Annotated in this window: 27 protein-coding genes; 17 read left to right on the forward strand and 10 right to left on the reverse strand. The window is 69.6% G+C overall.

What is annotated here, in order from left to right:
* Positions 1-11: 11 nt before the first annotated feature.
* Together ABZW60_RS25355 and ABZW60_RS25360 are read right to left on the reverse strand one after the other, a co-directional pair.
* A complete protein-coding gene (locus tag ABZW60_RS25355; protein WP_355480760.1) occupies positions 12-1,451 on the reverse strand; it encodes a hypothetical protein in 1,440 nt (479 codons plus the stop codon).
* The gene (locus ABZW60_RS25360; protein ID WP_355480762.1) at positions 1,448-1,954 is read right to left on the reverse strand and encodes a SigE family RNA polymerase sigma factor; all 507 of its coding nucleotides are present in this window, start codon (positions 1,952-1,954) and stop codon (positions 1,448-1,450) included. Before ABZW60_RS25360 ends, ABZW60_RS25355 begins: the two co-directional genes overlap by 4 nt.
* A gap of 129 nt (positions 1,955-2,083) precedes the next feature.
* On the opposite strand from ABZW60_RS25360, the gene whiA reads away from it, so the two are divergent.
* The 8 genes from whiA (at position 2,084) to ABZW60_RS25400 (ending at position 9,792) form a co-directional block, all read left to right on the forward strand.
* Entirely contained in the window at positions 2,084-3,067 is a 984-nt protein-coding gene (gene whiA / locus ABZW60_RS25365) for a DNA-binding protein WhiA (RefSeq protein WP_355480763.1), read from the forward strand.
* Positions 3,068-3,290: 223 nt separating this feature from the next.
* Positions 3,291-4,820, forward strand: a complete 1,530-nt coding sequence (locus ABZW60_RS25370; protein WP_355480765.1) for a M4 family metallopeptidase — start codon at positions 3,291-3,293, stop codon at positions 4,818-4,820.
* 205 nt (positions 4,821-5,025) lie between these two features.
* On the forward strand, positions 5,026-6,033 hold the full coding sequence (gene gap / locus ABZW60_RS25375) for a type I glyceraldehyde-3-phosphate dehydrogenase (RefSeq protein WP_131296890.1): 1,008 nt from the start codon (positions 5,026-5,028) through the stop codon (positions 6,031-6,033).
* Positions 6,034-6,110: 77 nt separating this feature from the next.
* Positions 6,111-7,304 (forward strand): phosphoglycerate kinase, encoded by a 1,194-nt coding sequence (locus ABZW60_RS25380; protein ID WP_355480767.1) that lies wholly within the window; start codon positions 6,111-6,113, stop codon positions 7,302-7,304.
* A gap of 5 nt (positions 7,305-7,309) precedes the next feature.
* A complete protein-coding gene (gene tpiA / locus ABZW60_RS25385; protein ID WP_355480769.1) occupies positions 7,310-8,116 on the forward strand; it encodes a triose-phosphate isomerase in 807 nt (268 codons plus the stop codon).
* Positions 8,113-8,346: a preprotein translocase subunit SecG gene (secG, locus tag ABZW60_RS25390; RefSeq protein ID WP_130385521.1), complete on the forward strand. Its 234-nt coding sequence runs from the start codon at positions 8,113-8,115 to the stop codon at positions 8,344-8,346. The genes tpiA and secG overlap by 4 nt, the downstream gene beginning before the upstream one ends.
* 16 nt (positions 8,347-8,362) lie before the next feature.
* On the forward strand, positions 8,363-8,722 hold the full coding sequence (locus tag ABZW60_RS25395) for an RNA polymerase-binding protein RbpA (protein ID WP_130385522.1): 360 nt from the start codon (positions 8,363-8,365) through the stop codon (positions 8,720-8,722).
* Between the two features lie 89 nt (positions 8,723-8,811).
* The gene (locus tag ABZW60_RS25400; RefSeq protein ID WP_355480770.1) at positions 8,812-9,792 is read left to right on the forward strand and encodes an SMP-30/gluconolactonase/LRE family protein; all 981 of its coding nucleotides are present in this window, start codon (positions 8,812-8,814) and stop codon (positions 9,790-9,792) included.
* Here the strand turns inward: ABZW60_RS25400 and ABZW60_RS25405 are convergent.
* The gene (locus ABZW60_RS25405; RefSeq protein ID WP_355480771.1) at positions 9,782-11,509 is read right to left on the reverse strand and encodes a BCCT family transporter; all 1,728 of its coding nucleotides are present in this window, start codon (positions 11,507-11,509) and stop codon (positions 9,782-9,784) included. The two genes, ABZW60_RS25400 and ABZW60_RS25405, sit on opposite strands and share 11 nt — an antisense overlap.
* 128 nt (positions 11,510-11,637) lie before the next feature.
* Here ABZW60_RS25405 and ABZW60_RS25410 point away from each other — a divergent pair, with 128 nt between their 5' ends.
* A complete protein-coding gene (locus ABZW60_RS25410) occupies positions 11,638-12,492 on the forward strand; it encodes an LLM class flavin-dependent oxidoreductase (protein WP_355480773.1) in 855 nt (284 codons plus the stop codon).
* On the opposite strand, the gene ABZW60_RS25415 is transcribed toward ABZW60_RS25410, so the two are convergent.
* Positions 12,473-12,961, reverse strand: a complete 489-nt coding sequence (locus ABZW60_RS25415; RefSeq protein ID WP_355480775.1) for a DUF6328 family protein — start codon at positions 12,959-12,961, stop codon at positions 12,473-12,475. The two genes, ABZW60_RS25410 and ABZW60_RS25415, sit on opposite strands and share 20 nt — an antisense overlap.
* Positions 12,962-13,052: 91 nt before the next feature.
* Positions 13,053-13,256, reverse strand: coding sequence for a cold-shock protein (locus ABZW60_RS25420; protein WP_134100749.1), 204 nt, complete (start codon positions 13,254-13,256; stop codon positions 13,053-13,055).
* Between the two features lie 419 nt (positions 13,257-13,675).
* Between ABZW60_RS25420 and ABZW60_RS25425 the strand changes: the two genes are divergently transcribed.
* Positions 13,676-13,975 (forward strand): protealysin inhibitor emfourin, encoded by a 300-nt coding sequence (locus tag ABZW60_RS25425; protein WP_355480777.1) that lies wholly within the window; start codon positions 13,676-13,678, stop codon positions 13,973-13,975.
* A 41-nt stretch (positions 13,976-14,016) separates the two neighbouring features.
* Here the strand turns inward: ABZW60_RS25425 and ABZW60_RS25430 are convergent, their stop codons facing one another.
* From ABZW60_RS25430 to ABZW60_RS25440, 3 genes are read right to left on the reverse strand one after another with little or no spacing between them, the layout of a single operon-like run.
* Positions 14,017-15,471: a beta-N-acetylhexosaminidase gene (locus tag ABZW60_RS25430; RefSeq protein WP_355480779.1), complete on the reverse strand. Its 1,455-nt coding sequence runs from the start codon at positions 15,469-15,471 to the stop codon at positions 14,017-14,019.
* Positions 15,472-15,513: 42 nt separating this feature from the next.
* The gene (locus ABZW60_RS25435) at positions 15,514-16,257 is read right to left on the reverse strand and encodes a fructosamine kinase family protein (protein WP_355480781.1); all 744 of its coding nucleotides are present in this window, start codon (positions 16,255-16,257) and stop codon (positions 15,514-15,516) included.
* A complete protein-coding gene (locus ABZW60_RS25440; RefSeq protein ID WP_355480783.1) occupies positions 16,232-17,434 on the reverse strand; it encodes an MFS transporter in 1,203 nt (400 codons plus the stop codon). The genes ABZW60_RS25435 and ABZW60_RS25440 overlap by 26 nt, the downstream gene beginning before the upstream one ends.
* 49 nt (positions 17,435-17,483) lie before the next feature.
* Between ABZW60_RS25440 and ABZW60_RS25445 the strand changes: the two genes are divergently transcribed.
* Positions 17,484-18,149, forward strand: coding sequence for a CGNR zinc finger domain-containing protein (locus tag ABZW60_RS25445; protein WP_355480784.1), 666 nt, complete (start codon positions 17,484-17,486; stop codon positions 18,147-18,149).
* Between the two features lie 191 nt (positions 18,150-18,340).
* A complete protein-coding gene (locus ABZW60_RS25450) occupies positions 18,341-18,757 on the forward strand; it encodes a VOC family protein (RefSeq protein WP_355480786.1) in 417 nt (138 codons plus the stop codon).
* Between the two features lie 60 nt (positions 18,758-18,817).
* Here ABZW60_RS25450 and ABZW60_RS25455 read toward each other — a convergent pair whose 3' ends face one another.
* A complete protein-coding gene (locus ABZW60_RS25455) occupies positions 18,818-19,552 on the reverse strand; it encodes a phytanoyl-CoA dioxygenase family protein (protein WP_355480788.1) in 735 nt (244 codons plus the stop codon).
* A 70-nt stretch (positions 19,553-19,622) separates the two neighbouring features.
* On the opposite strand from ABZW60_RS25455, the gene ABZW60_RS25460 reads away from it, so the two are divergent.
* The 5 genes from ABZW60_RS25460 to ABZW60_RS25480 all read left to right on the forward strand — a co-directional run bounded on the left by ABZW60_RS25460 (position 19,623) and on the right by ABZW60_RS25480 (position 24,022).
* Entirely contained in the window at positions 19,623-20,429 is an 807-nt protein-coding gene (locus tag ABZW60_RS25460) for an AraC family transcriptional regulator (RefSeq protein WP_355480790.1), read from the forward strand.
* A gap of 182 nt (positions 20,430-20,611) precedes the next feature.
* Complete coding sequence (locus ABZW60_RS25465; protein ID WP_355480791.1) at positions 20,612-21,316, forward strand: DUF4342 domain-containing protein; 705 nt, start codon at positions 20,612-20,614, stop codon at positions 21,314-21,316.
* Between the two features lie 16 nt (positions 21,317-21,332).
* Complete coding sequence (locus ABZW60_RS25470; RefSeq protein ID WP_355480793.1) at positions 21,333-21,803, forward strand: CoA-binding protein; 471 nt, start codon at positions 21,333-21,335, stop codon at positions 21,801-21,803.
* Positions 21,804-21,831: 28 nt separating this feature from the next.
* Complete coding sequence (locus ABZW60_RS25475; RefSeq protein ID WP_355480794.1) at positions 21,832-22,587, forward strand: hypothetical protein; 756 nt, start codon at positions 21,832-21,834, stop codon at positions 22,585-22,587.
* Between the two features lie 58 nt (positions 22,588-22,645).
* On the forward strand, positions 22,646-24,022 hold the full coding sequence (locus ABZW60_RS25480) for a wax ester/triacylglycerol synthase family O-acyltransferase (RefSeq protein WP_355480796.1): 1,377 nt from the start codon (positions 22,646-22,648) through the stop codon (positions 24,020-24,022).
* Positions 24,023-24,066: 44 nt separating this feature from the next.
* On the opposite strand, the gene ABZW60_RS25485 is transcribed toward ABZW60_RS25480, so the two are convergent.
* Positions 24,067-24,924, reverse strand: coding sequence for a DinB family protein (locus ABZW60_RS25485; protein WP_355480798.1), 858 nt, complete (start codon positions 24,922-24,924; stop codon positions 24,067-24,069).
* Positions 24,925-24,970 lie beyond the last annotated feature (46 nt).

Consider the following 24,970-nt stretch of genomic DNA (forward strand, 5'->3'; position numbering starts at 1 on the left):
ATCGACGGGATCTAGTCGAAGTCGGCGTCGACGTCCTTCGTGGCGTCGTAGATCTGCTTGCCCTGGGCATCGTAGCCGCGGATGCGGACGTTCTGGATGCCGGAGTTCCCGCCGGTGAGGCCCCAGATGTAGTAGCCGTTCGCGATCAGCGCGCGGGTCGGGCCCTGCTTCGGCAGGTCGACGACCAGTTGTGCGACGCCGTCCGGCACCATCCCGAACTCGAACGAGTCCGCGAACTTCCCGTTGGCCTGGACGGCGCCGCGGTTGTAGTCGTAGGCGCCCTTGGCGGTCGCGCCCAGCATGTGGCACCAGGCATAGACGCGCTTGTCCGGCGAGACGAGGACGGCCGTGAGCTTGTTGCCCGTCCCGGTCTTCAGCGCGACCTGCCAGTCCTTCGTCACCGGACCGGCAGCCTTGACGCGGCTGTCCATCGGGCTGCGGCCGTTGGTGAAGTAGATGTCGTCGACGCCGCGGCACCGGCCGGTGACCTGCTCGTCGGTCAGCGGACTGACCGACGGCGGGGGAGCAAGTGCCTTCCCGGTCAGCGGATCCTTGGTGAGGACGACACTCGGCGTGACCGGTTCGGCGGTCTTCACCGTGACGCTCGACGGGACCGACGGCGGCGTCGGCCGCGCGGGCGCCTTGTAGTCGAACTGCCAGATCTTCCTGCCGTCGGCGTCGTACGCGCGCACTCGCTTGACGCTGTGTACGCCGCGGGACAAGCCGTCGTACCCGAGCGTGTAGAACCCGTCGGAGCCGACCAGCGCCTGCCGGAGGACGGTGTCCTCGTTGGTCTCGACGAGCACGTGCGCGGCGCCGGAGACCGGGACCTGGACGCCGGACCCGACTGTCTGGGGTAGGCCGTCGGTGCTTCGGGGAATCGTCTCGGTGGTGCTGAGACGTCCGTTCGAGACCGGCTTCTGCGGTGCGTTCATCGTGCAGGTGGAGACGATCGACTTGTCCGGCGACAGGAACCCGGCCGACAGCACCGACTGGTCGCCGCTCTTGTACACCACGTTCCACTGCGGGGTGATCGGGCCGGCCTTGTCCCAGACGTTGGCCTTGTGCTCCTGCAGGAACGTCACGTTCTCGCGGTCGTACGGCACACAGCGCTGGTACACGTCGGCATCGGACAACGGGCTCGTCGGCGGTACCGGCGCGGCCTGCCGTCCGGTCTCGTTGTCGACGACCGCGCCGGTCCTGGCGTCGATCGTGATCGTCTGGTTCTTCGGCGTACCCGCCGGGCCCTCGCTGTCCGAGCGGTTCGCGGACCAGGTGGCGACGCCGGCGATGATGACGCCGGTGGTCAGGACCGCGGTGGAAACCGTGGCGATCCGCGTCCGCCGGACGGAGCGCCGGGCCCGGCTCAGCAGGTCGTCGACGTCGGTGCCGAGTGGCTGGTCGGTGTCGTCGGCGGCAGCAGCCAGCAGACGCTCGATGTCGGTACTCATGAGGCGCTCCTTTCGGTCTGGTCGAGGAGTTCGCGGAGACGGGTGAGGCCGCGGGAGGTCTGGCTCTTCACGCCGCCGGTGCCGATGCCGAGGATGTCGGCGGTCTGTTCGAGGCTGAGGTCGGCGTAGTGCCGCAGGACGACGCACGCCCGTTGGCTCGGCGGCAGCGCGCCGAGGGCCTGGACGACCAGCATCCGGTCGTCGACGGTGCCGGCCGCGTCGGGCAGCGGCCCGGCCTGGTCCTCGCTGTCGACGAGTCGCTCCCGGCGCCACGGCTTCCTGGCCTGGTCGAACACCGCGGTCACCAGGCACTGGTGCGCGTACCCGTTCAGGCCCTGCGTGCGATCGATCCGGTGCCAGCGGCGGTACACCTTCACCAGGGCGTCCTGTGCCGCGTCCTCCGCCCGGTGCCAGTCGCCGCACATCAGGTACGCCGTCCTGCGCAGCCGGCGGATCGAGTTCGCCGCGAACTCCGTGAACTCGGCTTCGTCGGGAGCCTGCATGCCCCTCCTCTCGGGATGTCGGCGAGGTAACGCGCCGACCGGACCGGAAGGTTGCAACGGCCGTAACCGGGGCACCCGCCGCCCGTTGGTGATCCGAGGGTCTTTGACACGGGTGGGAGGATGCTTTCTATGGCGATGACAGCACAGGTGAAGTCCGAGCTGACCAGTATTCAGGTGACGAAACCGTGTTGCCGCAAGGCCGAGGTCTCGTCGATCCTGCGGTTCGCCGGCGGGCTGCACCTGGTGTCGGGCCGGATCGTCGTCGAGGCGGAGCTGGACAGCGGCGCCGCGGCGCGGCGGCTGCGCAAGGACATCGCCGAGATCTTCGGGCACCCGTCGGACGTGGTGGTGATCTCCCCGTCCGGCATCCGCAAGCAGACCAAGTACGTCGTTCGCGTGGTCCGTGACGGTGACGCGCTCGCGCGGCAGACCGGGCTGGTGGACAACCGCGGCCGCCCGGTCCGGGGTCTCCCGCCGGCGGTCGTGTCCGGTGCGTCCTGCGACGCGGTGGCGGCCTGGCGGGGTGCGTTCCTGGCGCACGGTTCGCTGACCGAGCCCGGCCGGTCGTCCTCGCTCGAGGTGACCTGCCCGGGGCCGGAGGCGGCGCTCGCGCTGGTCGGTGCGGCGCGGCGGCTCGGCATCGGTTCAAAGGCCCGCGAGGTGCGCAACGTCGACCGCGTGGTGATCCGCGACGGCGACGCGATCGGCGCCCTGCTGACCCGGCTCGGCGCGCACGAGTCGGTGCTGGCGTGGGAGGAGCGCCGGATGCGCCGCGAGGTCCGCGCGACCGCGAACCGGCTGGCCAACTTCGACGACGCGAACCTGCGGCGTTCGGCCCGCGCGGCGGTCGCGGCGGGTGCTCGCGTCGAGCGGGCGCTGGAGATCCTCGGCGACGACGTGCCGGACCACCTTCAGGTGGCGGGCAAGCTGCGGCTGGAGCACAAGCAGGCCAGCCTCGAGGAGCTCGGCCAGCTGCACGAGCCGGCCCTCACCAAGGACGCGGTGGCCGGCCGGATCCGCCGCCTGCTCGCCATGGCCGACAAGCGCGCCGGCGACCTCGGCATCCCGAACACCGAGGCCAACCTGACCCCGGACATGCTCGACCCGGCCTGACCGGCAGCTACTTCCCGCACGGACCAGCGGCCCCGGAACTCGTTTCCGGGGCCGCTGCCGTCGGCGCGGGGTGACCGGTCCGGCGCAGAAGGTTTTCCCGGGACTTCGGGGGTTTTCGCGGTCGATCGGTTCCTTTTGGCGGAGGGGTCGCAGAGGGTGTGCGTGCCCGTTCGCGCACGGCCTTGTCCCGGTTCGTGCGCGTCTTCCGCCCAAGGGAGTTCGCATGAAGCGCATCCATCGCGCCGGTCTGGCCGCGACGGCGATCGCCGGCCTGGCCGTCGCCACCATCACCGCAACCGTTCAGGCAGCCCAGCCCGGCAGCGGCCCGTCGGTGTCGCCGGTCGCGGCCGCGCGGGCCAACGCCGTGCAGCTCGGCCTCGGCGACGGCGGCGACCTGGTCGTCCGCGACGTCGTCACCGACGCCGACGGCAGCAGCCACGTCCGGTTCGACCGCACGTACCAGGGTCTGCCGGTCGTCGGCGGCGATGTCGTCGTCCACCAGGACAAGGCGGGCAAGGCCCGTTCGTCCACCGGTGGCATCGGCAAGCTGAGCCTGTCGACCAGGCCCGCCGTGTCCGCCGCAACGGCATTCGCCGCCGCGAAGACGAAGAGCAGCAAGCAGCAGCTCGTCGTGTTCGTGACGAACGCCGGCCAGTCCAAGCTCGCGTACAAGGTCGTCAGCGAGGGCCGCAAGGCCAACGGCGAGCCGACCGGCACCGAGACGTACGTCGACGCGCAGACCGGCAAGGTCCTCGACAGCTGGACGACGGTCAACGACGACCTCGGCAGCGGCACCGGCCTGTACGTCGGCACCGTCGGACTCGACACCACCAAGTCCGGCACCAGCTGGACGATGGTCGACCCGGTCCGCGGCGGCAACTCGACGTACAACGCCGGCACGCTCTACACCGACGCGGACAACGTCTGGGGGACCGGCAGCAACTCCAACGCCCAGACCGCCGGCGTCGACGCGCACTACGGCATCGCCGAGACGTGGGACTACTACAAGAGCGTGCACGGCCGTAACGGCATCGCCAACGACGGCAAGGGCGCGAAGTCGTACGTCCACGACGGCGCGTACGTGAACGCGTCCTGGAGCGACTCCTGCTTCTGCATGCGGTACGGCGACGGCGACGCGAGCCAGGGCATCGGCCCGCTGGTCGAGCTGGACATCGCCGGCCACGAGATGAGCCACGGTGTCACCAGCCGCTCGGCCGGCCTGCGCTACAGCGGCGAGTCCGGCGGCCTGAACGAGTCCACCTCGGACATCTTCGGTACGGCGGTCGAGTGGTACGCCGCGAACAGCCAGGACACCCCGGACTACGTCATGGGCGAGGAGATCTTCACCGACTACAACCCGGCGGTGAACTACATCCGGCGGATGGACAAGCCGTCGATGGACGGCGCCAGCGCGGACGCCTGGTCGAAGAGCGTCGGCCGGCTGAACGTGCACTACTCGTCCGGCGTCGGCAACCACTTCTTCTACCTGCTGTCCGAGGGCAGCGGCGCGAAGACGATCAACGGCGTCGCGTACAACAGCCCGACCGCGGGCGGCGTCACGGTCACCGGGATCGGCATCACCAAGGCCGAGAAGATCTGGTACCGCGCGCTGACGACGTACATGACGTCGCGCACCGACTACCACGGCGCCCGGACCGCGACGCTGAACGCGGCCACGGACCTGTACGGCGCGAGCAGCGCGGAGCGGGCCGCGGTCGACAAGGCCTGGGCCGCGGTGAACGTTCTGCCGTGATCGGGTGAACTTCAGGACGAGCGGCGGTTTCCGGAGAGACGCTCCGGAAACCGCCGTTCGGCGTACCAGCCAGTGGTCTGGTCTGAACCCGTGAAAAACATCCGGTGGTCTCATCTGGACGCTACCAGTTGATCGAGTGGGCTGTTGGGCTAGTGTTCGGGCTGTAGCGGCAGTGCCAAAGCTAGTTCTGAGGAGACGCAGACCCGTGACCGTACGCGTAGGTATCAACGGCTTCGGCCGCATCGGCCGTAACTTCTTCCGCGCCGTGCAGGCGTCCGGTGCCGACATCGAGGTCGTCGCCGTCAACGACCTGACCGACAACCAGACCCTCGCTCACCTGCTGAAGTACGACTCGATCCTGGGCCGCTTCCCGGGTGAGGTCTCCGCCACCGACGACGACATCACCGTCGGCGGCAAGAGCTTCAAGGCGTTCGCCGAGCGCGACCCGGCCAACCTGAAGTGGTCGGACGTCGGCGCCGACGTGGTGATCGAGTCCACCGGCTTCTTCACCGACGCCACCAAGGCCAAGACGCACGCCGACAACGGCGCCAAGAAGGTCATCATCTCCGCCCCGGCGAAGAACGAGGACCTGACCGTGGTGATGGGCGTGAACCACGACCTGTACGACGCCGAGAAGCACACCGTGATCTCGAACGCGTCCTGCACCACGAACTGCATCGCCCCGCTGGCCAAGGTTCTGAACGACGCGTTCACGATCGAGAAGGGTCTGATGACCACGATCCACGCGTACACCCAGGACCAGAACCTGCAGGACGGTCCGCACAAGGACCTGCGTCGCGCCCGCGCCGCCGCGCTGAACATCGTCCCGACCTCGACCGGCGCCGCGAAGGCGATCGGCCTGGTGCTTCCGGAGCTCAAGGGCAAGCTGGACGGCTACGCGCTGCGCGTCCCGGTTCCGACCGGCTCGGCCACCGACCTGACCGTCGAGGTCGGCCGCGAGGTGACCGTCGAAGAGGTCAAGGAGGCCTACAAGGCCGCCGCGTCCGAGGGCTCGCTGAAGGGCTACCTGACCTACACCGAGGACGACATCGTCTCGAGCGACATCGTCACCGACCCGGCGTCCTGCATCTTCGACGCGGGCCTGACCAAGGTGATCGGCAACCAGGTCAAGGTCGTCGGCTGGTACGACAACGAGTGGGGCTACTCGAACCGCCTCGTCGACCTGGTCAACCACGTCGGCGCCTCGCTCTGACATTCCCCCGAAGTCTTGCGCCCGGAGAGCCTGGTGTTCTTTCGGGCGCAAGCTCGTTCACCCGAGGAAGCTGAACTGTGAAGACCATCGAAGATCTCGGGGACCTGGCCGGCCAGCGGGTGCTGGTCCGGTCGGACCTGAACGTGCCGATCAAGGACGAGGTGATCGGTGACGACGGCCGGATCCGCGCGTCGCTGCCGACCCTGGTGAAGCTGGCCAAGGCCGGCGCCAAGGTGATCGTGACCGCGCACCTCGGCCGCCCCAAGGGCGAGCCGAACCCGAAGTACACGCTGGCCCCGGTCGCGAAGCGGCTCGGCGAGCTGCTCCGGCCCGAGGGCATCACCGTGCGATTCGCCGGTGATGTGACCGGTGACGCCGCGCAGGCCGCCGTACAGGACCTGGACGAGGGCGAGGTGCTGCTGCTCGAGAACGTCCGCTACGACCCGCGCGAGGAGAGCAAGGACGAGGCCCAGCGCGACGCGCTGGCCGACGAGCTCGCCGCGCTCGCGGACGTCTTCGTCAGCGACGGCTTCGGGGTCGTGCACCGCAAGCAGGCCAGCGTGTACGACGTGGCCCGCAAGCTGCCGCACGCGGCCGGCGGGCTGGTGCTCGCCGAGGTCGACGTGCTGAAGAAGCTCACCGAGGACCCGGCCCGGCCGTACGTCGTCGTGCTCGGCGGCGCCAAGGTGTCGGACAAGCTCGCGGTGATCGACAACCTGATCGCCAAGGCCGACAAGCTGCTGATCGGCGGCGGCATGGTCTTCACCTTCCTGAAGGCGCAGGGCCACGAGGTCGGCAAGAGCCTGCTCGAGGAGGACCAGCTCGACACCGTCCGCGGCTACCTGAAGGACGCCGGTGACAAGATCGTGCTGCCGACCGACATCGTCGTCGCGCCCGAGTTCAAGGCCGACTCGCCCGCGACCGTCGTGGCCGCCGACGCGATCCCGGCCGACCAGCTCGGCCTGGACATCGGCCCGGAGTCCGGCAAGGCGTTCGCCGCCGAGATCGCCGGCGCGCACACCGTGTTCTGGAACGGCCCGATGGGTGTCTTCGAGATGGCGGCGTTCGCCGGCGGAACCAAGGCCGTCGCGCAGGCGTTGACCGAGGTGGACGGCCTGAGTGTCGTCGGTGGCGGTGACTCCGCGGCCGCCGTACGGCAGCTAGGCTTCGCCGACGAGGCGTTCGGCCACATCTCCACCGGTGGCGGTGCGTCGCTCGAATACCTGGAGGGCAAGGAGCTCCCGGGTCTCGCGGTACTGGAAGAGGACTGAAACCGATGGCCGACAGCGCCCGTACGCCGTTGATGGCGGGCAACTGGAAGATGAACCTCAACCACGTCGAGGCCGTGCACCTGCTGCAGAAGCTGAGCTGGACGCTGCAGGACAAGAAGCACGACTTCGACCGGGTCGAGGTGGCGGTGCTGCCGCCGTTCACCGACATCCGCAGCGTGCAGACGCTGGTCGACGGTGACCGGATGAAGATCAAGTACGGCGCCCAGGACGTGTCCACGCACGACTCCGGGGCGTACACCGGCGAGATCTCGGCGGCGATGCTCACCAAGCTCGGCTGCACGTATGTGCTGACCGGGCACTCCGAGCGCCGGCAGTACCACAACGAGACCGACGAGCTGGTCAACGCCAAGACCGCGAAGGCGCTCGAGGCCGGCCTGACCCCGATCATGTGCGTCGGCGAGGGCCTGGAGATCCGCAAGGCCGACGGTCACGTCGCGCACTGCCTGGGTCAGGTCGACGCCGGTCTGGCCGGGCTGAAGCAGGACGACGTCCGCAAGGTCGTGATCGCGTACGAGCCGGTCTGGGCGATCGGCACCGGCGAGGTCGCCACGCCGGAGGACGCGCAGGAGGTGATCGCCGCGATCCGGGGCCGGATCGAGGAGACGATCTCACCCTCGGTCGCCGACTCGGTACGGATTCTTTACGGCGGATCGGTGAAGATGGCCAGCGCAGGTGGCATCATGGCCCAACCGGATGTCGACGGCTGCCTGGTCGGAGGTGCGAGCCTCCAGGTGGACGAGTTCGCCGGCATCTGCCGTTACCTGGACCTTCAGTTAGGCTACTCCTCGTGATTCTCGCTTTCTCGATCGTCGTGATCGTCTGCAGCCTGTTCCTGACGCTGCTGGTGCTGCTGCACAAAGGCCGCGGTGGCGGTCTCTCCGACCTGTTCGGTGGCGGTGTGTCGTCCAGCCTGGGCGGCTCGTCGGTCGCCGAGCGAAACCTCGACCGGATCACGATCGGTGTCGGTCTGATCTGGTTCGCCGCCATCGTGGCGCTCGGCCTGCTCTACAAGCTCGGCTGAGGGGGAGTCGGTTCCCGTGGCTGGTGGTGGCAGTGCGATTCGTGGCAGCCGGGTCGGCGCCGGACCGATGGGCGAGGCGGAGCGCGGCGACACCGCGCCCCGGCAGCGCATCGTGTTCTTCTGTGCGAACGGCCACGAGACCGCGACCTGGTTCGCGGTCGAGGCGTCCATCCCGGAGGAATGGGACTGTCCGCGGTGCGGTCTGCCGACCAGCACCGATGTGAACAACCCGCCCCCGCCGCCGAAGATCGAGCCCTACAAGACGCACCTGGCCTACGTGAAGGAGCGCCGCTCCGAGCAGGAGGCCCAGGAGATCCTCGACGAGGCGCTGGAGAAGCTCCGCGCCCGCCGCGCCCGCGGCGAGGTCATCTTCTGACCTGTACGACGAGCAGCCCGGACCGATCGACGATCGGCCCGGGCTGCACCGTTTGTGGTCGACCGACAGCGAAGCGCTAGGGTCGGGACATGAAGTCGTCGATCGCGCCCGTTCGCTGGACTCCGCCGCCCGTGCCGCCGGCCCGCACCCCGACGGGGATCGAGGTCGACGTCGTGACGCTCCCCGGGGCAGGTCCCGAGGACACGCTGATCGACGCCGACGGCAGCGTCCTCACCGGGCTGTACGACGGCCGCATCCTGCGCGTCAGCGCCGACGGGAAGACGATCAGCACGCTCGCCGACACCGGCGGCCGGCCGCTCGGGCTGGAGTGGCTGCCGGACGGCAAGGTGCTGATCTGCGACGCGAACCGTGGCCTGCTCACCCTCGACCAGGACAACCGGGTCAGCACCCTGCTGTCCGAGATCGACGGCCGGCCGATGCGGTTCTGCAACAACGCCGACGTCACCGAGGACGGCACGATCTACTTCACCGACTCCTCGACCCGGTTCGGGATCGACGAGTGGATGGCCGACCTGCTCGAGCACTCCACGACCGGCAGTGTGTACCGCCTGACGCCGGACGGGGAGGTCACCCGGCTGGTGACCGGTCGCGGCTTCCCGAACGGCGTGGCGCTCAGCAGCGACCGTCGCTCGCTCTTCTGGGCCGAGACCGCGACGTACGGGCTCTGCAAGCTCGACGTCACGACCGACGGCGCCGAGCCGGTGCGGATCGCCGAGATCCCGGGGCTGCCGGACAACATCGCCCGCGGCTCCGACGGGCTGATCTGGGTCGCGGTCGGCTCGCCACGCAACGCCGTACTCGACCTGTTGCTGCCGAAGCACCCCGCGCTCCGCAAGGTCGTCTGGGCGCTGCCGGACGCGCTGAAGCCGAAGGCCGCGGACATCATCGAGATCCAGGCGTACGACGAGAGCGGCGCGCTGGTGCACGATCTGCGCGCCAAGCACCCGGAGTTCCACATGCCCACCGGTGTCCGCGAACGCGACGGGAAGGTGTGGCTAGGAAGCATCGGCACCAGCTCCCTAGCCACGTTCCCCACACCTACGTCCTAGGCTCGTCCTGCGGCGTCTCGCCGTTGCCGCTGCAGACGACCAGGGCGAAGTCGTCGCCGTGCTGGCTGACGCCCTCGATGACCGCCGCCTCGACCGCCTCCGAGCCGATCTCGCGGCGCAGCATCAGGGGATCCGTGCGCAGATCCTTGGCCAGCGCGACCGCCAGCCCGACCATCACGACCGCGAACGGCAGCGCCGCGACGATCGTGAGGTTCTGCAGGCCTTGCAAGGCGTCGGACCCACCTCCGCCGGCCAGTAGCATCACCGCCGCGACGGCACCGGTGAGCACGCCCCAGAAGATCACCAGCGGCTTCTTCGGCTCGATCGCCCCACGCTCGGACAGCGTGCCCATCACGATCGACGCTGCGTCCGCACCGGACACGAAGAAGATCGCGACCAGGACGACGACGATGACGGTCGTGACCGCGCTGAGCGGGATGTGGTCGAGCATGCCGAACAGCTGGCCCTCGGTCGTCGACGCGCCGGCGATGTCGGTGCCGCCGCGCTGGATGTCGATCGCCGTACCGCCGAAGATGCAGAACCACAGCAGGCTGACCAGCGACGGCACCAGCAGGACGCCGGTGACGAACTGCCGGATCGTGCGGCCGCGGCTGATCCGGGCGATGAACATGCCGACGAACGGCGTCCACGAGATCCACCAGGCCCAGTAGAAGACCGTCCAGCCGGACAGCCAGGTCGCCATCGCGTCGCCGCCGCTGGCCTCGGTCCGGGCGGCCATGTCGGCCAGGTCGCGGAAGTAGTCGCCGATCGCGGTCGGGACCAGGTTCAGGATCAGCACCGTCGGGCCGACCACGAACACGAAGACCGCGAGCACCACGGCCAGCACCATGTTGATGTTCGACAGCCACTGGATGCCCTTGGCCACGCCGGACACCGCGGACGCGACGAACGCCGCGGTCAGGACGGCGATGACGCCGACCATGACGGCGTTGCCGGTGTTGTCGAGCCAGCCGAGGATCCGGACGCCGGACCCGATCTGCAGCGCGCCCAGCCCGAGTGACGCGGCCGATCCGAACAGCGTCGCGAAGATCGCCAGCCCGTCGATGACCTTGCCGATCGGCCCTTCGGTACGGCGGCCCAGCAGCGGGGCGAACGCCGCGCTGATCAGCTGCGAGCGTCCGCGCCGGAAGGTGCCGTACGCGATCGCGATGCCGACGACCGCGTAGATCGCCCACGGGTGCAGCGTCCAGTGGAACAGCGTGGTGGCCATCGCGGTCTCGAGCGCCTCCGACGTACCGCCCTCGACCGTGCCGGGCGGGGGACTGGCGAAGTGCGACAGCGGCTCGCTGACGCCGAAGAACATCAGGCCGATGCCCATGCCGGCGCTGAACATCATCGCGACCCAGGACACGGTCTTGAACTCGGGTTCCTCGTCGTCGCGGCCGAGCGGGATCCGCCCGTAGCGGCCGGCCGCCAGCCAGATCACGTAGACGACGAAGCCGGAGGCCAGCAGCACGAACAGCCAGCCGGTGTTCTGTTCGACCCAGCCGAGGGCCGAGGTGGACGCCGTCCCGAGACCGGTGGCGTCGACGATGCCCCAGGCGACGAACGCCAGGGCGATGACCGCGGTGACACCGAAGGTGACGCGGTCGAGTCCGGAACCGCGACTTCGGCTGCCGGGTGGTGGTGGAGTGGCGATTGCGGGATGTGCTGCGTGGTCGGGAGTCTCTGTCTGGCTGTCGATGTCGATGGCCACAGGTAAGTCACGCCTCGCTTCGGCGCGCCTCCGTTCTGTTGTCTTGGGGACAGTGCCCTAAGACCGTGTCGGAGATCGTGGCGAAACGCAACAATCGTGGTTTCGGACACACTCGGTAGGGTGCGGTCATGCGTTTCGGGATCGCGATCCTGCCGGAGTACCGCTGGCGGGACGCCGCGCCGCGGTGGCGGCGGGCTGAGGAGTACGGGTTCGACCATGCGTGGACGTACGACCACCTGACCTGGAGCGGCCTCCAGGACTCACCGTGGTTCGGGACGACGCCGACACTGACGGCGGCCGCGCTGGCCACGTCGACGATCAAGCTCGGCACGTTCGTCACGTCGCCGAACTTCCGGCACCCGCTCGCGCTGACCCGCGACATCCTCGCGATCGACGACGTGTCCGACGGCCGGTTCCTGTGCGGGATCGGGGCCGGCGGCAGCCTGGACGCCACGATCCAGGGCGGTCCGGACCTGACGCCGCGGCAGAAGCAGGACCGCTACCAGGAGTTCGTGACGCTGCTGGACACGTTGCTCACCACCGACGGTGTCGACTTCGAGGGCGAGTACTTCGAGACGCGCAACGGCCGGACCCTGCCGGGCTGCGTCCAGCAGCCGCGCGTCCCCTTCATCCTGGCCGGCAACGGACCACGCTCGGTCAGGTTCGCCGCCGAGCACGGCGACGGCTGGATGACGACCGGGGGAGCGAGCGACGACCTCGACACCTGGTTCGCGTCCGTCGCCGACCTCAGCCACCGCCTCGACGACCTCCTCGAGGGTCGCCACCTGGACCGCTACCTCTCCCTCGACTCCAAGGTCTACGCCGTGTCCGGCCCGGCCGCCTTCGAGGACTCCGTCGGCCGCGCGGCCGCCCTCGGCTTCACCGACGTCATCACCCACTGGCCCCGCTCCGAAGGCGTGTACGCGGGCTCGGAGGCGGTCCTGGAACAGATCGCGAGCGAGGTCATTCCTCGTCTCCGCTAGTACGCCGGATCCAGGCCGGGACGGCGTACCAGAAGATCATGAACCAGATCAGGATGCCGGCGACGGCGAGGATCGCGAGGCCGGTGGGCAGGACGACCTCGAGGGCGAGCAGCAGGCCGCCGGCGACCGCCAGGATCAGGAACATCAGGCCGGCGATCGCCATCCGGCTGGCGATCGGGAGCATCCGGTGCCGGAGTTGGCGGCGGTAGATGAGGCGGTGGAAGGACACCGGCGCCACGAAGAGGCCGACCGACAGGGCCGACGCGATCAGCGTCAGCGCGTAGACGGTGTGGGTGAAGGCGTCCGCGTCCTGGAAGCGGGCCTGGAAGGCGATCCCGAGCAGGAACGCGAACAGGATCTGCGTGCCGGTCTGGGCCAGCCGCAGCTCCTGGAGGAGCTCGATCCAGTGGCGGTCGAGGCGCTCGCCGGGATCCTCGTCCGGCCGGCTGTACCGCGAGTCTTCGGTCACAGGTCCATTAGACGCCCGGAAACGGCGGAGGGGCCGCACACCGAGGTGGTGTACGGCCCCTCCGTAGGTTCTAGAAGGGTGATCCGACGAATCAGATCGCGCGGATGTTCTCCGCCTGCAGGCCCTTCTGGCCCTGGGTGATCTCGAACTCGACGCGCTGGTTCTCGTCCAGCGAGCGGAAGCCCGACATCTGGATGGCCGAGTAGTGCGCGAACACGTCCGCGCCACCGTCATCCGGGGTGATGAAGCCGAAGCCCTTGTCAGCGTTGAACCACTTGACAGTACCGACAGCCATTGTCTATCTCCTCGATGGCTATTAACAATCCGCGACCCACACCTCATGAGCCGCGCGTCGCCGAAAGGCCCCAGACGACAGACCGGCCATGCAGCACAGCAAAAGTCAGGGAGTCCAAACTTGCAACGCCATAACTGTAGCCGTTCTGCGGGCTGATGGTAGGGGTGACCACAAACACGTGTCGCTGATTGTCGCCGATCGTTACCCTCCGTGCCCGGCTGATCCCGCCCGTCACGACCGCGGTCCGGAACCGGAAATCCCGCGCCGACCTGCTGTTTCGCAGGCGGCGGCGGGCGCGGGACATTGGCAACGAAGGACAAGAGGCCGGTACGCCGGGTGATGGACGCATGATTCTGATCGGATTTCCCGGCGTGTCGCGCGGCTGTGCACAGTACGCGCCGCAGATGGGGGACAGTTGCGTGGCACGCAACCGCGAGGAGGCAGCAGTGATCGTCACCGTGACCCGCAGCGGCGGTTTCGCCGGGCTGATGCAGCAGGGCGAGCTGGACACGAGCGGCCAGCCGGACGCGGACCGGCTGGAGGCCGCGGTCCGCGCCCTGGGTGCCAAGGACCTCGGCTCCGGCCGGCCGCAGCCGGACCGGTACGTGTACCGGCTGGAGGTGCGCGACGCCCCGGACGCGGACGCCACGCAGCACACGGTCGCTGAGCAGGACCTGGACGAGACCACTGCCTGGCTCCTCGACCGCATCCTCGGCTGAGGTCCTCGGCTGGATCCGCAGCTGGATCGCCAGCTGGCGGCCTAGCGCCAGTCGATCTCCGGTGCCCGGTAGAAGTTCACGCCGAGCACCTCCCAGCGCGACCCCTGCTCGGCCAGCCGGTCGCGGTACGTCGTCCAGTCGAGCGCGGACTCCGGCGACCACCCGAGCTCGGCAATGCCCGGCAGCCGCGGGAACGTCATGAACTCGACCTTGTCCAGGTCGTCGAGCGTCTCCGTCCACAGCGGTGCCTCGACGCCGTCGATCGCGCTCGCCGGCACGTTCGGGATCAGCGTCGCCGGGTTCCAGCTGTAGGACTGCTCGACGCTGACCAGGCCGGCCCACTGCAGGCCGAGCGGCGTCTCCGCGTGGTACTTCATGTCCAGGTATGCGCGGTTCGCGGGCGAGAGGACAAGCGTTGCGCCCTGCTCGACCGCCTTCAGTGCCAGCGCCTGCGCCTTCTCGTCCTCGGTGCCCCAGTACTGCACGACCGTTCCGGCCGGCAGCGGCGCGTCGGCGATCTCGTGCCAGCCCATCACGGTCTTGCCCTGCTTGACCACGAGCTCGGCGGCCTTCGGTACGAAGGTCAGGTAGTCGGAGTGCGGTGTCGAGTGCGCCTCGTCGCCGCCGAGGTGGAGCAGGTCGCCCGGCGTCTGCTCGGCCACCTCACGGAACACGTCGTCGAGGAACTCGTACGTGCGGTCCTTGTCCACGGTCAGGGTGCTGAACCCGACCTCGGTCTCGGTGTAGAGCTTGGGCGCGACGTCGTCCGGGTTGAGTTCCGGGTACGACGCGAGCGCCGCGTTGGTGTGCCCCGGGGTGTCGATCTCCGGCACGACGGTCAGGTAGTGCTCCCCGGCGTACCGGACGATCTCGGCGAAGTCGGCCTTGGTGTACGCGCCGCCCGTGCCGCCGCCGACCTGCAGGCTGCCGCCGTACTCGGTGAGGCGCGGCCAGGAGTCGACCTGGATCCGCCAGCCCTGGTCGTCGGACAGGTGCAGGTGCAGCCGGTTGATCTTGTAGAGCGACACCAGGTCGATGAACTTCTTCACCTGGTCGACGGTGAAGAAGTGCCGGGTGACGTCGAGCATGACGCCGCGGTACCCGTACCGCGGCGAGTCCGAGATCGTCGTACCGGCGATCTCCCACGAGCCCTCCTGGGCGCCGGCGGCCTCGGCCTTGGCCGGGAGGAGCTGGCGGAGCGTGGTGACGCCGCGGAACAGGCCCTCGGCGGTGGCCGCGGTGATCGCGACGCCGGACGCGTCCGCGCGGAGCTCGTAGCCCTCGGCCCCCAACGACTCCGCGCCGCCGGTGGACAGCGAGATGGTACCGGTGCCGTCCTGGACCGGCAGCGCGAAGCCGGTCGACCGCCGGAGCCGGGCGGCGAACTCGTCGGCGATCTGCCGGGCCGCGGGGTCGTCGACGCCGATCGTGGCGTCCGCCTGGAGGATGAAGGTCTCGTCGGGGAGTGGCTGCTGCGCTGTGGGCTGCGGAATCATGATCGAGAGTGTTCGCGGGCAGCGGCTTTACGTCAAGAGGCTTCAATACCGCCGGGCGAGCTCGCGGGCCTGCGCGACGTAGCCGCCGCCGAAGAGCACGACATGCACCAGCAGCGGGTGCAGTTGGTGCAGCCCGATCCGGTCCTGCCAGCCGTCCGCGAGCGGGTGCGTCTCGTCGTACGCGCGCAGCACGCGATCGAGCCGCGGCAGCCCGAAGAGCGCGAGCATCGCGAGGTCCGTCTCCCGATGGCCGCCGTGCGCCGCCGGGTCGATCAGGTGGACGCCGTCCGGTGTCCAGAGCACGTTGCCGGACCACAGGTCGCCGTGGATCCGGGACGGCTCGTCGGCCGGGTCGTCGTACACGCCTGCCTCGAGTCGGGTGCAGACCCGCTCGAACCCGTCCAGGTAGATGCCCTCGTCGCGGGCGGCCCGCAGGTACGGCCGGAGGCGCAGGTTGGCGTAGAACTCGCCCCATGACGTGATCGGCTCGGAGGCGTGCGGCAGCGGGATCGTGCCGATGTACCCGTCGCCGCGCCAGCCGTCCGGCGGTGCGCCGAAGTGGCGGGCGCCGGCGTCGTGCGTGACGGCCAGCCGCCGGCCGAAGTCCTCGGCGTCGGACCCGGTCGGCGGCGCGTTGTCCAGCCGTGTGGTCGTCAGCTGGGTGGGGGAGACGTCGAGCGGCTCAGCAACCGGCACGCCGCCAGGCACGGCCAGCCAGCGCAGTCCGGCGGCCTCGACCTCGAAGAAGCCCGCCGGTGCGTCAAGCCGGCTCTTCACAAAGGTCATGCGCGCACTCTGGCACGTCGGCCCGGCGCCGGACCAGCAAGGGCTCGCTCAGCATCACCAAAGCTCCGGCCGCCGCCAGCAAGCCGCCGACGAGCGCGACCGCGCGCACCGTCGTGGTGTCGATCAGCGCGCCACCCACGAAGGCACCGGCAGCGATCCCCACGTTGAACGCCGAACTCGTCCCGGCCGAGGCGATGTCGGTGCTGCCCGGGGCGACCTGCAGGGTCCGGCTCTGGGCGGCGACGGCGAAACCGCTGAACGCCAGACCGATCACCGCGATCAGGCCGACGGTCACGACCTGCACCTGGCCCAACGCGTACAAGCCGAACAGGCCGACCCCGATCACGGCGAGCGGAAGCACGGTCGCGCCCCACGGGAACCGGTCGAGCACCCGGCCGACGATCAACGTGCCGGCCAGGCCGCCGGCCCCGCTGGCGAGCAGCATCGGGCCGAGCACGCCGGACGAGAATCCGGAGATGTCCAGCAGGAACGGCGTGACGTAGGTGTTGAAGGTGAGGAACCCGGTCACGCCGACGGCGCAGGTGACGAGGAGGACGACGTACCGCCGGAGGTCGGGGGAACTGCCCCGGCGCGACGGGCTGTCCTGCACCTCGGCGCGCGGCAGCAGGGCGACGATCCCGGCGCAGGCGGCCGCGCCCAGCACGGTCATCACCACGAACGGCACGCGCCAGCCGGCCTGCTCGCCGAGCCAGGTGCCGAGCGGGATGCCGAGGATCGGCGCCAGCGCCGTCCCGATCGCGAGCCGCGCGACCACCCGGCCCCGGAGCTCCGGCGGGAAGAGGCCGGTCGCGATCGGCGGGGCGATGGCCCAGAACAGCGCCTGCGCGAGCGCGATCACCAGTCGCGAGGCGAACAGCAACTCGTACGACGGGGCGACGGCGGACAGGCCCGTGGCGACGGTCAGGACCCCGAGCGTGCCGGCCAGCACGAGGCGGCGGGGGAGCTGGTGGGTCAGCCGGGCGAGGGGGATGGAGGCGAGCACGACGACTGTGGCGTACCCGGTGACGAGGAGGCCGACCTGCGAGCGGGACCGCCCGAGGTCGTCCGCGATCACGGTCAGCAGACCGATCGGGAGCACCTCGACGGTCACGAACGAGAAGGTCGAGACGCCGAGGAACACCAGCGCGGCGTTCGCCCGGCGGGACGAGAGGGTCATTGGGTCACCTGATCCCGGTAAAATGTCGGACAGTGGTAGCGTCTCATTCATGACCGACAGTTTTCGCGGGGAATATCGCATCGTGGGCGGACATCCCGCCCTCGATCTCGTGAACACGGTCAGCCCGCGCACCCGGGGCGGCACGCCGGAGTTCGACTACCTCAGCTCGCCCGCCGAGTTGCTCGCCTGGAGCCGCCGGAGCGGGCTCATCGACCTGCGCGACTACAGCGCCGTCGAGGGCACCTGGCGCTCGGCGCCGGAGCTGGCCGTGAAGGCGCTGAACGCGACGCTGGAGATCCGCGAGGCGACGTACGACGTGCTGGCGCCGCGGGCCGCGCACTCCGCGATCGCGGCCGACGGGGTCAAGCAGAGCGAGGGTTCCGCGTTCGAGCGGCTGATGCTGCGCTGGTCGGCGGCGGCCGCACGCTCGATGCTGATCCCGGACCCGGCCCGGGACCGCGGCATCGCCGAGCTCGTGGTCGGGACGTCGCCGGCGCAGGTCATCCCGGACCGGCTGGTGGTCGCGGCGGTCGAGCTGATCCGCACCGTCGAGCTGCGCCAGCTGCGGGCCTGCCCGGTCGACGACGGCGGGTGCGGCTGGCTGTTCCTGGACCGCAGCCGCAACGGCTCCCGGCGCTGGTGCTCGATGGAGGACTGCGGGACGCGGGCCAAGATCCGCAAGCTCGGCGAGCGGCGGCGCGCTACCGGCGTATAGCGGCTTCGGTGGTAGCGAGATCGAGCCTTCACTGTCAGCGATCGGCTCAGTCGGCGAGAACGCGTGTCGAAAGATGCGAAGTGTCCCCGGGACCTGTCATCGTAGGCGGCCGGGCCTTCCGACCAGAGGGCCCTGCCCGCACCTGCCCCGCGGACCAGGGGCAGGCTGACGTACCAGAAAGTGGAGGACAGATGACGCAGGTGGCAGAGCAGCCGGGCAGTACTGCCGGGCGGCTCGGCTCGGTGGTTCTGGACTGCCCGGACCCACTCGAGCTCGCCCAGTTCTACTCGGCGCTGCTGGGGCTGGACATCGACGAGAACGGTGACGAGGACTGGCGGAGCCTGACCGGCCCGGGTTCCTCGCTGGGGTTCTCGACGCTGGCCTTCCGGCGCTCGGAGGAGTTCGTGCCGGCCACGTGGCCCGGCACCGACGCGCAGGATCTCCATCTCGACCTGATCGTCGAGGACCTTTCGAGCGGTCACGCCACCGTGGTCGCTCTCGGGGCCGAGCCGCTCGACCCGCTGGACCCGCCGCCCGCGGAGAACGCGCGCGGCTGGCGCATCTACGCCGACCCGGCGGGGCACCCGTTCCGGATCTGCCTCGAGTGAGTCGCCGAAAGGGCCCGTCCCCCGAGGGGGCGGGCCCTTTCGCATGTCAGGGCTTCCCTGTCATGCCCCGGTGAACGGGAAGTGCCGGCCCTCGACGTACGCCGGACGTGGCTGGTAGCTGTTCACACCCGGCGCGCCGCGCAGGTGGAAGGCGCTCGGGTACGGCGACTCCGGGTCGGTGATCCTGGTCGACGTCGGGATGTAGCGGATGGTCAGCCCGCAGCGCCGGTACGGCGACGTGTTCGCGGTGCTGCCGTGCACGATGTTCGGGTGGTGCACCTCGACGTCGCCCGGGGCGAGCACCATGTCGACGGCCCGCGACTCGTCGACCTCGACCGCGATCTCCTTGCCGAGCACGCTCTCCACGTCGGTGTTGTCGCGCATCCCGGCCACCTCGGAGCGGTGGCTGCCCGGGATCACCCGGACGCAGCCGTTCTCCGGGGTGGAGTGGTCGACGGCCAGCCAGAGCGTCACCACCTCCATCGGTTCGAGCGGCCAGAACGCCGCGTCCTGGTGCCACAGCACCGGCTGACCCGAGTACGGCGGCTTGGAGATGTAGTGCGACGCGAACAGGGCGATGTCCGGCCCGATGAACTGCTCGGCGATGTCGACGAGCCGGTCGTCGCTCACCAGCCGCACCCAGAACGGGTCGTCGCGCAGGTAGATGTGGCCGAGCTGCTCGGGCCGCACCTCGGGGTGCCGGGCCTGCAGCCACTCGACATGATCGTTCACCTCCTTGATCAGCTCCTGGTCGATGACGTCGCGGAAGATGACGTAGCCGTCGGTATCGAACATGCCTCCAGCCTGCGGGTCGGGCGCGCCGCCGGACTAGCAGCGGTACGACGAGAATTTGTACTGTCTTGAGGTGGACCAGATCCTGCGGTTCGAGGCGCACGCGTTCGGCCGGCCGTACCACGCGGCGCGGGTGCGGATCCCGGCCCGCGCCCGCGACACCGAGCTGCACACGCACGCGGACTTCCACGAGTTCATGGGCGTCGTCTCCGGCAGCGGCGAGCACCTGCTGACCACCGGCGTCGCGCCGCTGCGGGCCGGCGACGTGGTGCTGGTGCGGCCGAGCGACCGGCACGCGGTCCGCGGCGTGGTGCCGGACGGCCTGGAGTTCGTCAACGTCGCGTTCCCGAGCTCGCTCTGGCAAGGCTTCCTGGACCTGACGCGGGCGTCTCGCGGACCCGTCAGCGTCAACCAGCCGGCCGCGATCCCGGTGTTCGAGCACGCGCTCACCCGTTTCCAGGACAACCCGACGACGTACGACCTGGTGCGCTTCTGGATCGATCTCCTCGACCTCCTCACCCCGGGCGACCCCGGCGGCTCACGCATCCCGGACTGGCTGGCCAGGGCGTGTACGTCGATGCGCGCCGAGGACAACCTGCGCGGCGGCGTCCCGCGGCTGCTCGACCTCGCCGGCGTCAGCGCCGCCCACCTGTCCCGCTCGATGCGCGCGGCGTACGGCGTCACGCCGACGGCCTTCGTCACCGACCTGCGCCTGGAGCACGCGGCGTCTTTGCTAGCAGCAACAAACCTTCCGGTTGCGAGCATCGCGACCCGCTGCGGCTTCAGCAGTCAGTCCTACTTCACCCGCTGCTTCACCGCGGCCCACGCCCTCTCACCCCGCACCTTCCGCCACCGCTCCCAACGAGCCTTCGTGCCGTAAGGCACGCGACGCCCATCTCATCCCGAACCCACCCTCGCCGACAGAGGCGACGGACCTGTCCGGGTCCAGCCGACGGTCCCCAGGGTGGGGCCGCGAAACATGCCGTTCGGCCCTGCCTCGAGCCGATCCCGAAGACAAGCATGCGATGAGTAGAACGAGCACAGCTGAGGAGGTGGACGGACATGGGTCAGCAAGTCACGACGACGACAGAGAAGATCGATGTCAAGGGCGGACACCTCGTGGAGAAGGTCAAGGGACTGGTCCACGAAGGCAACGTGCGCCGGATCATCATCAAGAACTCCGACGGTAAGCCCGTGATCGAAGTGCCGGTGACGGTCGGTGTGGTCGGATTCCTCGTCGCGCCCACGGTGGCCGCTCTCGGCGCCGTCGCCGCCTACGCGGCGGACTACTCGCTCGAGGTCGAACGGGAGTCCGCGGAGCCGGCAGGCGAAGAGGTGACCGGGGAGAAGTACCGAGGACTGCTGGAGGAGTACGTCGAGCGGTACAACAAGGGTGATCTCGACGGTGTGATGGAGCTGTATGCCGAGGATGCCGTCCAGCTGATGCCTGACGGCTTCTTCGAAGGGCGGAGCGTGATCCGTGCGCGGCTTGCGAAGGAACTCGAAGCGTTCTCGGAGCTCGCTCACCGTTACACCAGCTACGTCGAGCAGGGCGACGCGTTCGCGGACGAGTTCGTGTTCGCCGGTACGCACACCGGTCCGGTCACGTTGCCCGACGGCACCGAGCTGCCGCCGACCGGGCGACGCGTCGAGGTACGAGGCATGGAGCTGGTACGGGTCCGGGACGGCAAGGTCGTGCTCGACAACCTGTACTACGACAACGCGGCCGTCGCGGCCCAGCTCGGTCTGCCGCCCGGCACGGCATGACAAGGAGGGTCGACAGATGCCGACCATGCAGGAAGCAGCGTCCGCGTTCCTCGCGAACAAGCGGATCGCGGTGACCGGCGTATCGCGCCGGCCGAAGGACCACGGCGCGAACGTCGTGTACAAGCGTCTGCGGGAGCGCGGGTACGAGGTGTACCCCGTCAACCCGAACGCCGACTCGGTCGAGGGGAGCCGCAGCTACCACGACCTGAAGAGCATCCCCGGCGGGGTCGACGCCGTCGTCATCGCCACCGCGCCCTCGAGGGCCGAGGGCACGATGCGCGAGTGCGCCGAGCTCGGGATCACTCAGGTGTGGATGCACCGTGGTCCCGGCGCGGGCAGCGTCTCGAGCGCCGCCACCGAGTACGGGCGGCAACACGGCATCACCGTGATCGACGGCGGGTGCCCGCTGATGTTCGAACCGACGTCCGACTTCGGCCACAAGGTCATGCGGGTGATGTTCCGGAGTCACGTTCCGAAGAACGTCTGACGATTCTGAGGAGTCTGAGGAGGAAGTCATGGCGAACCTGGAAGTCGTCGCTCGCCTCAAGGTTCGCCCAGGTCAGCTGGAGGGGATCAAGGCCCAGGCGGCCGAGATCCTCCGGCTGACCCGGGAGCAGGACACGCGCACCCTTCGCTGCGACTGGTTCGTCAGCGAGGACGGCAACGAGTGCGAGGTCCACGAGCTGTTCACGGGCGAACAGGGACTCATCGAGCACAACATGCACATCATGGCGGCGCGGACGACCCTCTTCCGCGACTACGCCCACGACCATCGGTCGGCGCTCTACGGCGAGGTGTCGCAGAGCTTCGTCGACCTCGTCGAGGCCCGAATGGGCACACCACCGGCCGTCTTCGCGTTCCTGGACGGAATCCGGCCAACGGCGACCAGCGCGGCCCAGGCTCATCTGGAAGTACACGCCCATCTGAAGATCCGGCCGGGCGAACTGGAGGGATTCAAGGCGCAGGCGGCCGAGCTCCTCCGACTGACCCGGGAGCTGGACACGCACACCATCCGTTACGACTGGTTCGTCAACACCGAGGGCACCGAGTGCGAGGTCCACGAGGCGTACCAGAGCAGTGAAGGGCTGATCGAGCACAACCTGCACGTGATGGCGGCCAGGGCTGTTCTCTTCGAGAAGTATGCCTACGACCACCGCATGACGGCGTTCGGCGAGGTCTCGGAAGAGCTCAAGCAGCTGGGGAAGAAGCACGCCGGAGGACTCGCGGTGTACTCGTTCGTCCAGGGGCTCGAACCGGTCCCGGCCGTCTAGACGAGAAGGCCGCACAGACGAGAAGGCCGCACAGACGAGAAGGAGAGGGCGTGACGTCATGGCCGGCGGACGTCGCCTCGAACGACTGACAGCGTCGGATCTGTTCCTGCTGCTGTGGGACGACTACGGCTGGTCCACCGACATCGGCGGACTCGCCGTCCTCGACGGCACCAGCCTGCTCGACGAGAACGGTCGCGTCCGCGTCGACATGGTCCGTCGGCACCTGGAGCCGAGACTGCAACTCGTGCCCCGATTCCGGCAGTTGCTGTACCGGCCGCCGCTGGGGTTGGGCTGGCCTCTGTGGATCGACGCCCCCTCCTTCGACCTCGCGGACCATGTGAAGGTCCGCCCGCTTGCCGCTGAGTCCCAACTACTGCAGACCTGCGCGGAACTGGCCCGGCCGCGATTGGATCCAGCCCGGCCGCTGTGGGAGCTGTGGCTGCTCCCCGGCCTGTCGGAGCGGCGCATCGGCGCGTACCTGAAGGTCCACCACGTTCTCGCCGACGGGCCCGCGGCGATGGCCGCCTTCGCGGCGCTGCTCGACCGGACGCCCGACGCCTCCGCTCCAGCGCCCCGGCCGTGGACGGCGATGCCAATCCCGTCGGCCGGTGAGCTGCTGCGCGACAACCTGCGCCGGCGTGGGCAGGAGCTGAGCCGCGGGGTCTCCGGCCTGGTCCATCCCCGGCGGACGCTGCATCAGGTACGGCGGACCCTGCCGGCGTGGCGGGAGGTTCTCACCGAGCAGCCCGCGCCACGGACCAGCCTCAACCACCCGGTGGGCGCCGAGCGTCGGCTGTCCGTCGTACGCGGCCGACTCGACGTCGCCCGGCAGGTCGCCCACGACCGGCACGCCAAGGTGAATGACGTGATCCTGGCGGCCGTGGCAGGCGGGGTGCGTCGGTTGCTGGCGAGCCGAGGTGAGGATGTCGACGGGCTCGTGCAGCGCGCGATGGTGACGATGTCCCAGCACCAGGAAGGGCCGGGGGAGGCCAAGGGCAACAAGCCTGGCTGGATGATGGTGCCACTGCCGCTCGGCGAATCCGACCCGGTGCGGCGACTCCGGTTGATCGCGGCCGAGACGGCGGCGCGCAAGCACGAAGCCCGACCGGAGGCCGGCAGCGGAATCTTCCGGTTCGTCGCCGGCCAACGTGTCTGGTACCGGATGTTTCCGCGGCAGCGGTCGGTGAACCTGGTCGTCAGCAACGTCCCGGGCCCGCCGGTACCGCTGTATCTCGCCGGCGCGCGATTGCTGGAGACGTTCCCGCTGATGCCGCCGATGGGCAACCTGACACTCGTCGTCGCCGCGTTGTCGTACGCCGGGCAACTGAACTTCACCGCGGCCGCCGACCGGGACAGCTGTCCGGACCTGGAGGTGTTCACCCAAGGCCTCCACGAGACCCTCGACGCCCTCGCACGCCTCGCAGGAGTCGCGTGACCAGTTGCAGCGGGCATCCGCGACCTGCGAACGCGTCTGGCTGGTCAGCGCCGGCCCGACAACGACTCGAGGTAGCTCGCCGCCTCCGGCTGCTTGAACCATTTCGCCCAGCCGAGCACGTCGGCGTCGAAGCGGGGATCGGTGAGCGACAGATCCGCGCCGTGCTCGACGAGGAAGCGGAGGGTGTCGAGCGACCCGGTGCCCGCGGCGAGGTGGGCTGCTGTGACGCCGCTCGGCGTGCGTTCGTCGATCCCGAAGCCCAGCTCGGCGAGCTGCGGGACGACCTCCCAGCGCTGTGCCGCTGCGGCTTCGGCGAGCAGCGCGGGCCGGTCCGCGGGCGTGACATCGCCGGTGAGGGCGGGCCCGAACGGGTCTTCGGCGCGCGCGCCTCGGTAGAAGTCGCGGACGGTGCCGACCTCGGCGCCGTGATGGATCAGTTCGTCGAGGATGTGCAGCACGAACGACGTACCGTCGTGGTCGGCCCAGGGGCCCGCGATCGCACCCATCGGCCGGTCGAGGTCGTCCTGGCTGAGCGCGGAGAGTCGCCGGTGCCAGACGGCGTACGCGTGGTCGAGGGCGGAGATGGCTTCCGCGGCCGAGGCCGGCACCGGTGGCTGCCCGTCGTCGTCCGCGGGCCGGTGCCCCAGCCAGGTGGCAGTGCGGTCCTCCTGCAGGATGTCGACGATGTGGCTGATCCGCCACGCCAGAGTGGTGAACGGAGCCGGCTCCGGCGGGATCCAGGCCCAGTCGGCCGCGAAGCCCGCGGGGGTCTCGCGGACCGTCCAGCAGCCGTCGAAAGGCTCCCAGAAGTACTCCTCGTCGGTCAGCCCGGCCACCCGATCGCGGAGTCGCTCCCAGGCGAAGCCGGACAGCTCCAGCAAGTGCTCCAGTGTCTTGGTCATGAAATCACCGTAGGACGACCTGCGGACAGGATCGGTCCGCAGGTCG

The sequence above is a fragment of the Kribbella sp. NPDC003557 genome (assembly GCF_040610805.1).
In the GTDB taxonomy this organism is placed as follows: domain Bacteria; phylum Actinomycetota; class Actinomycetes; order Propionibacteriales; family Kribbellaceae; genus Kribbella.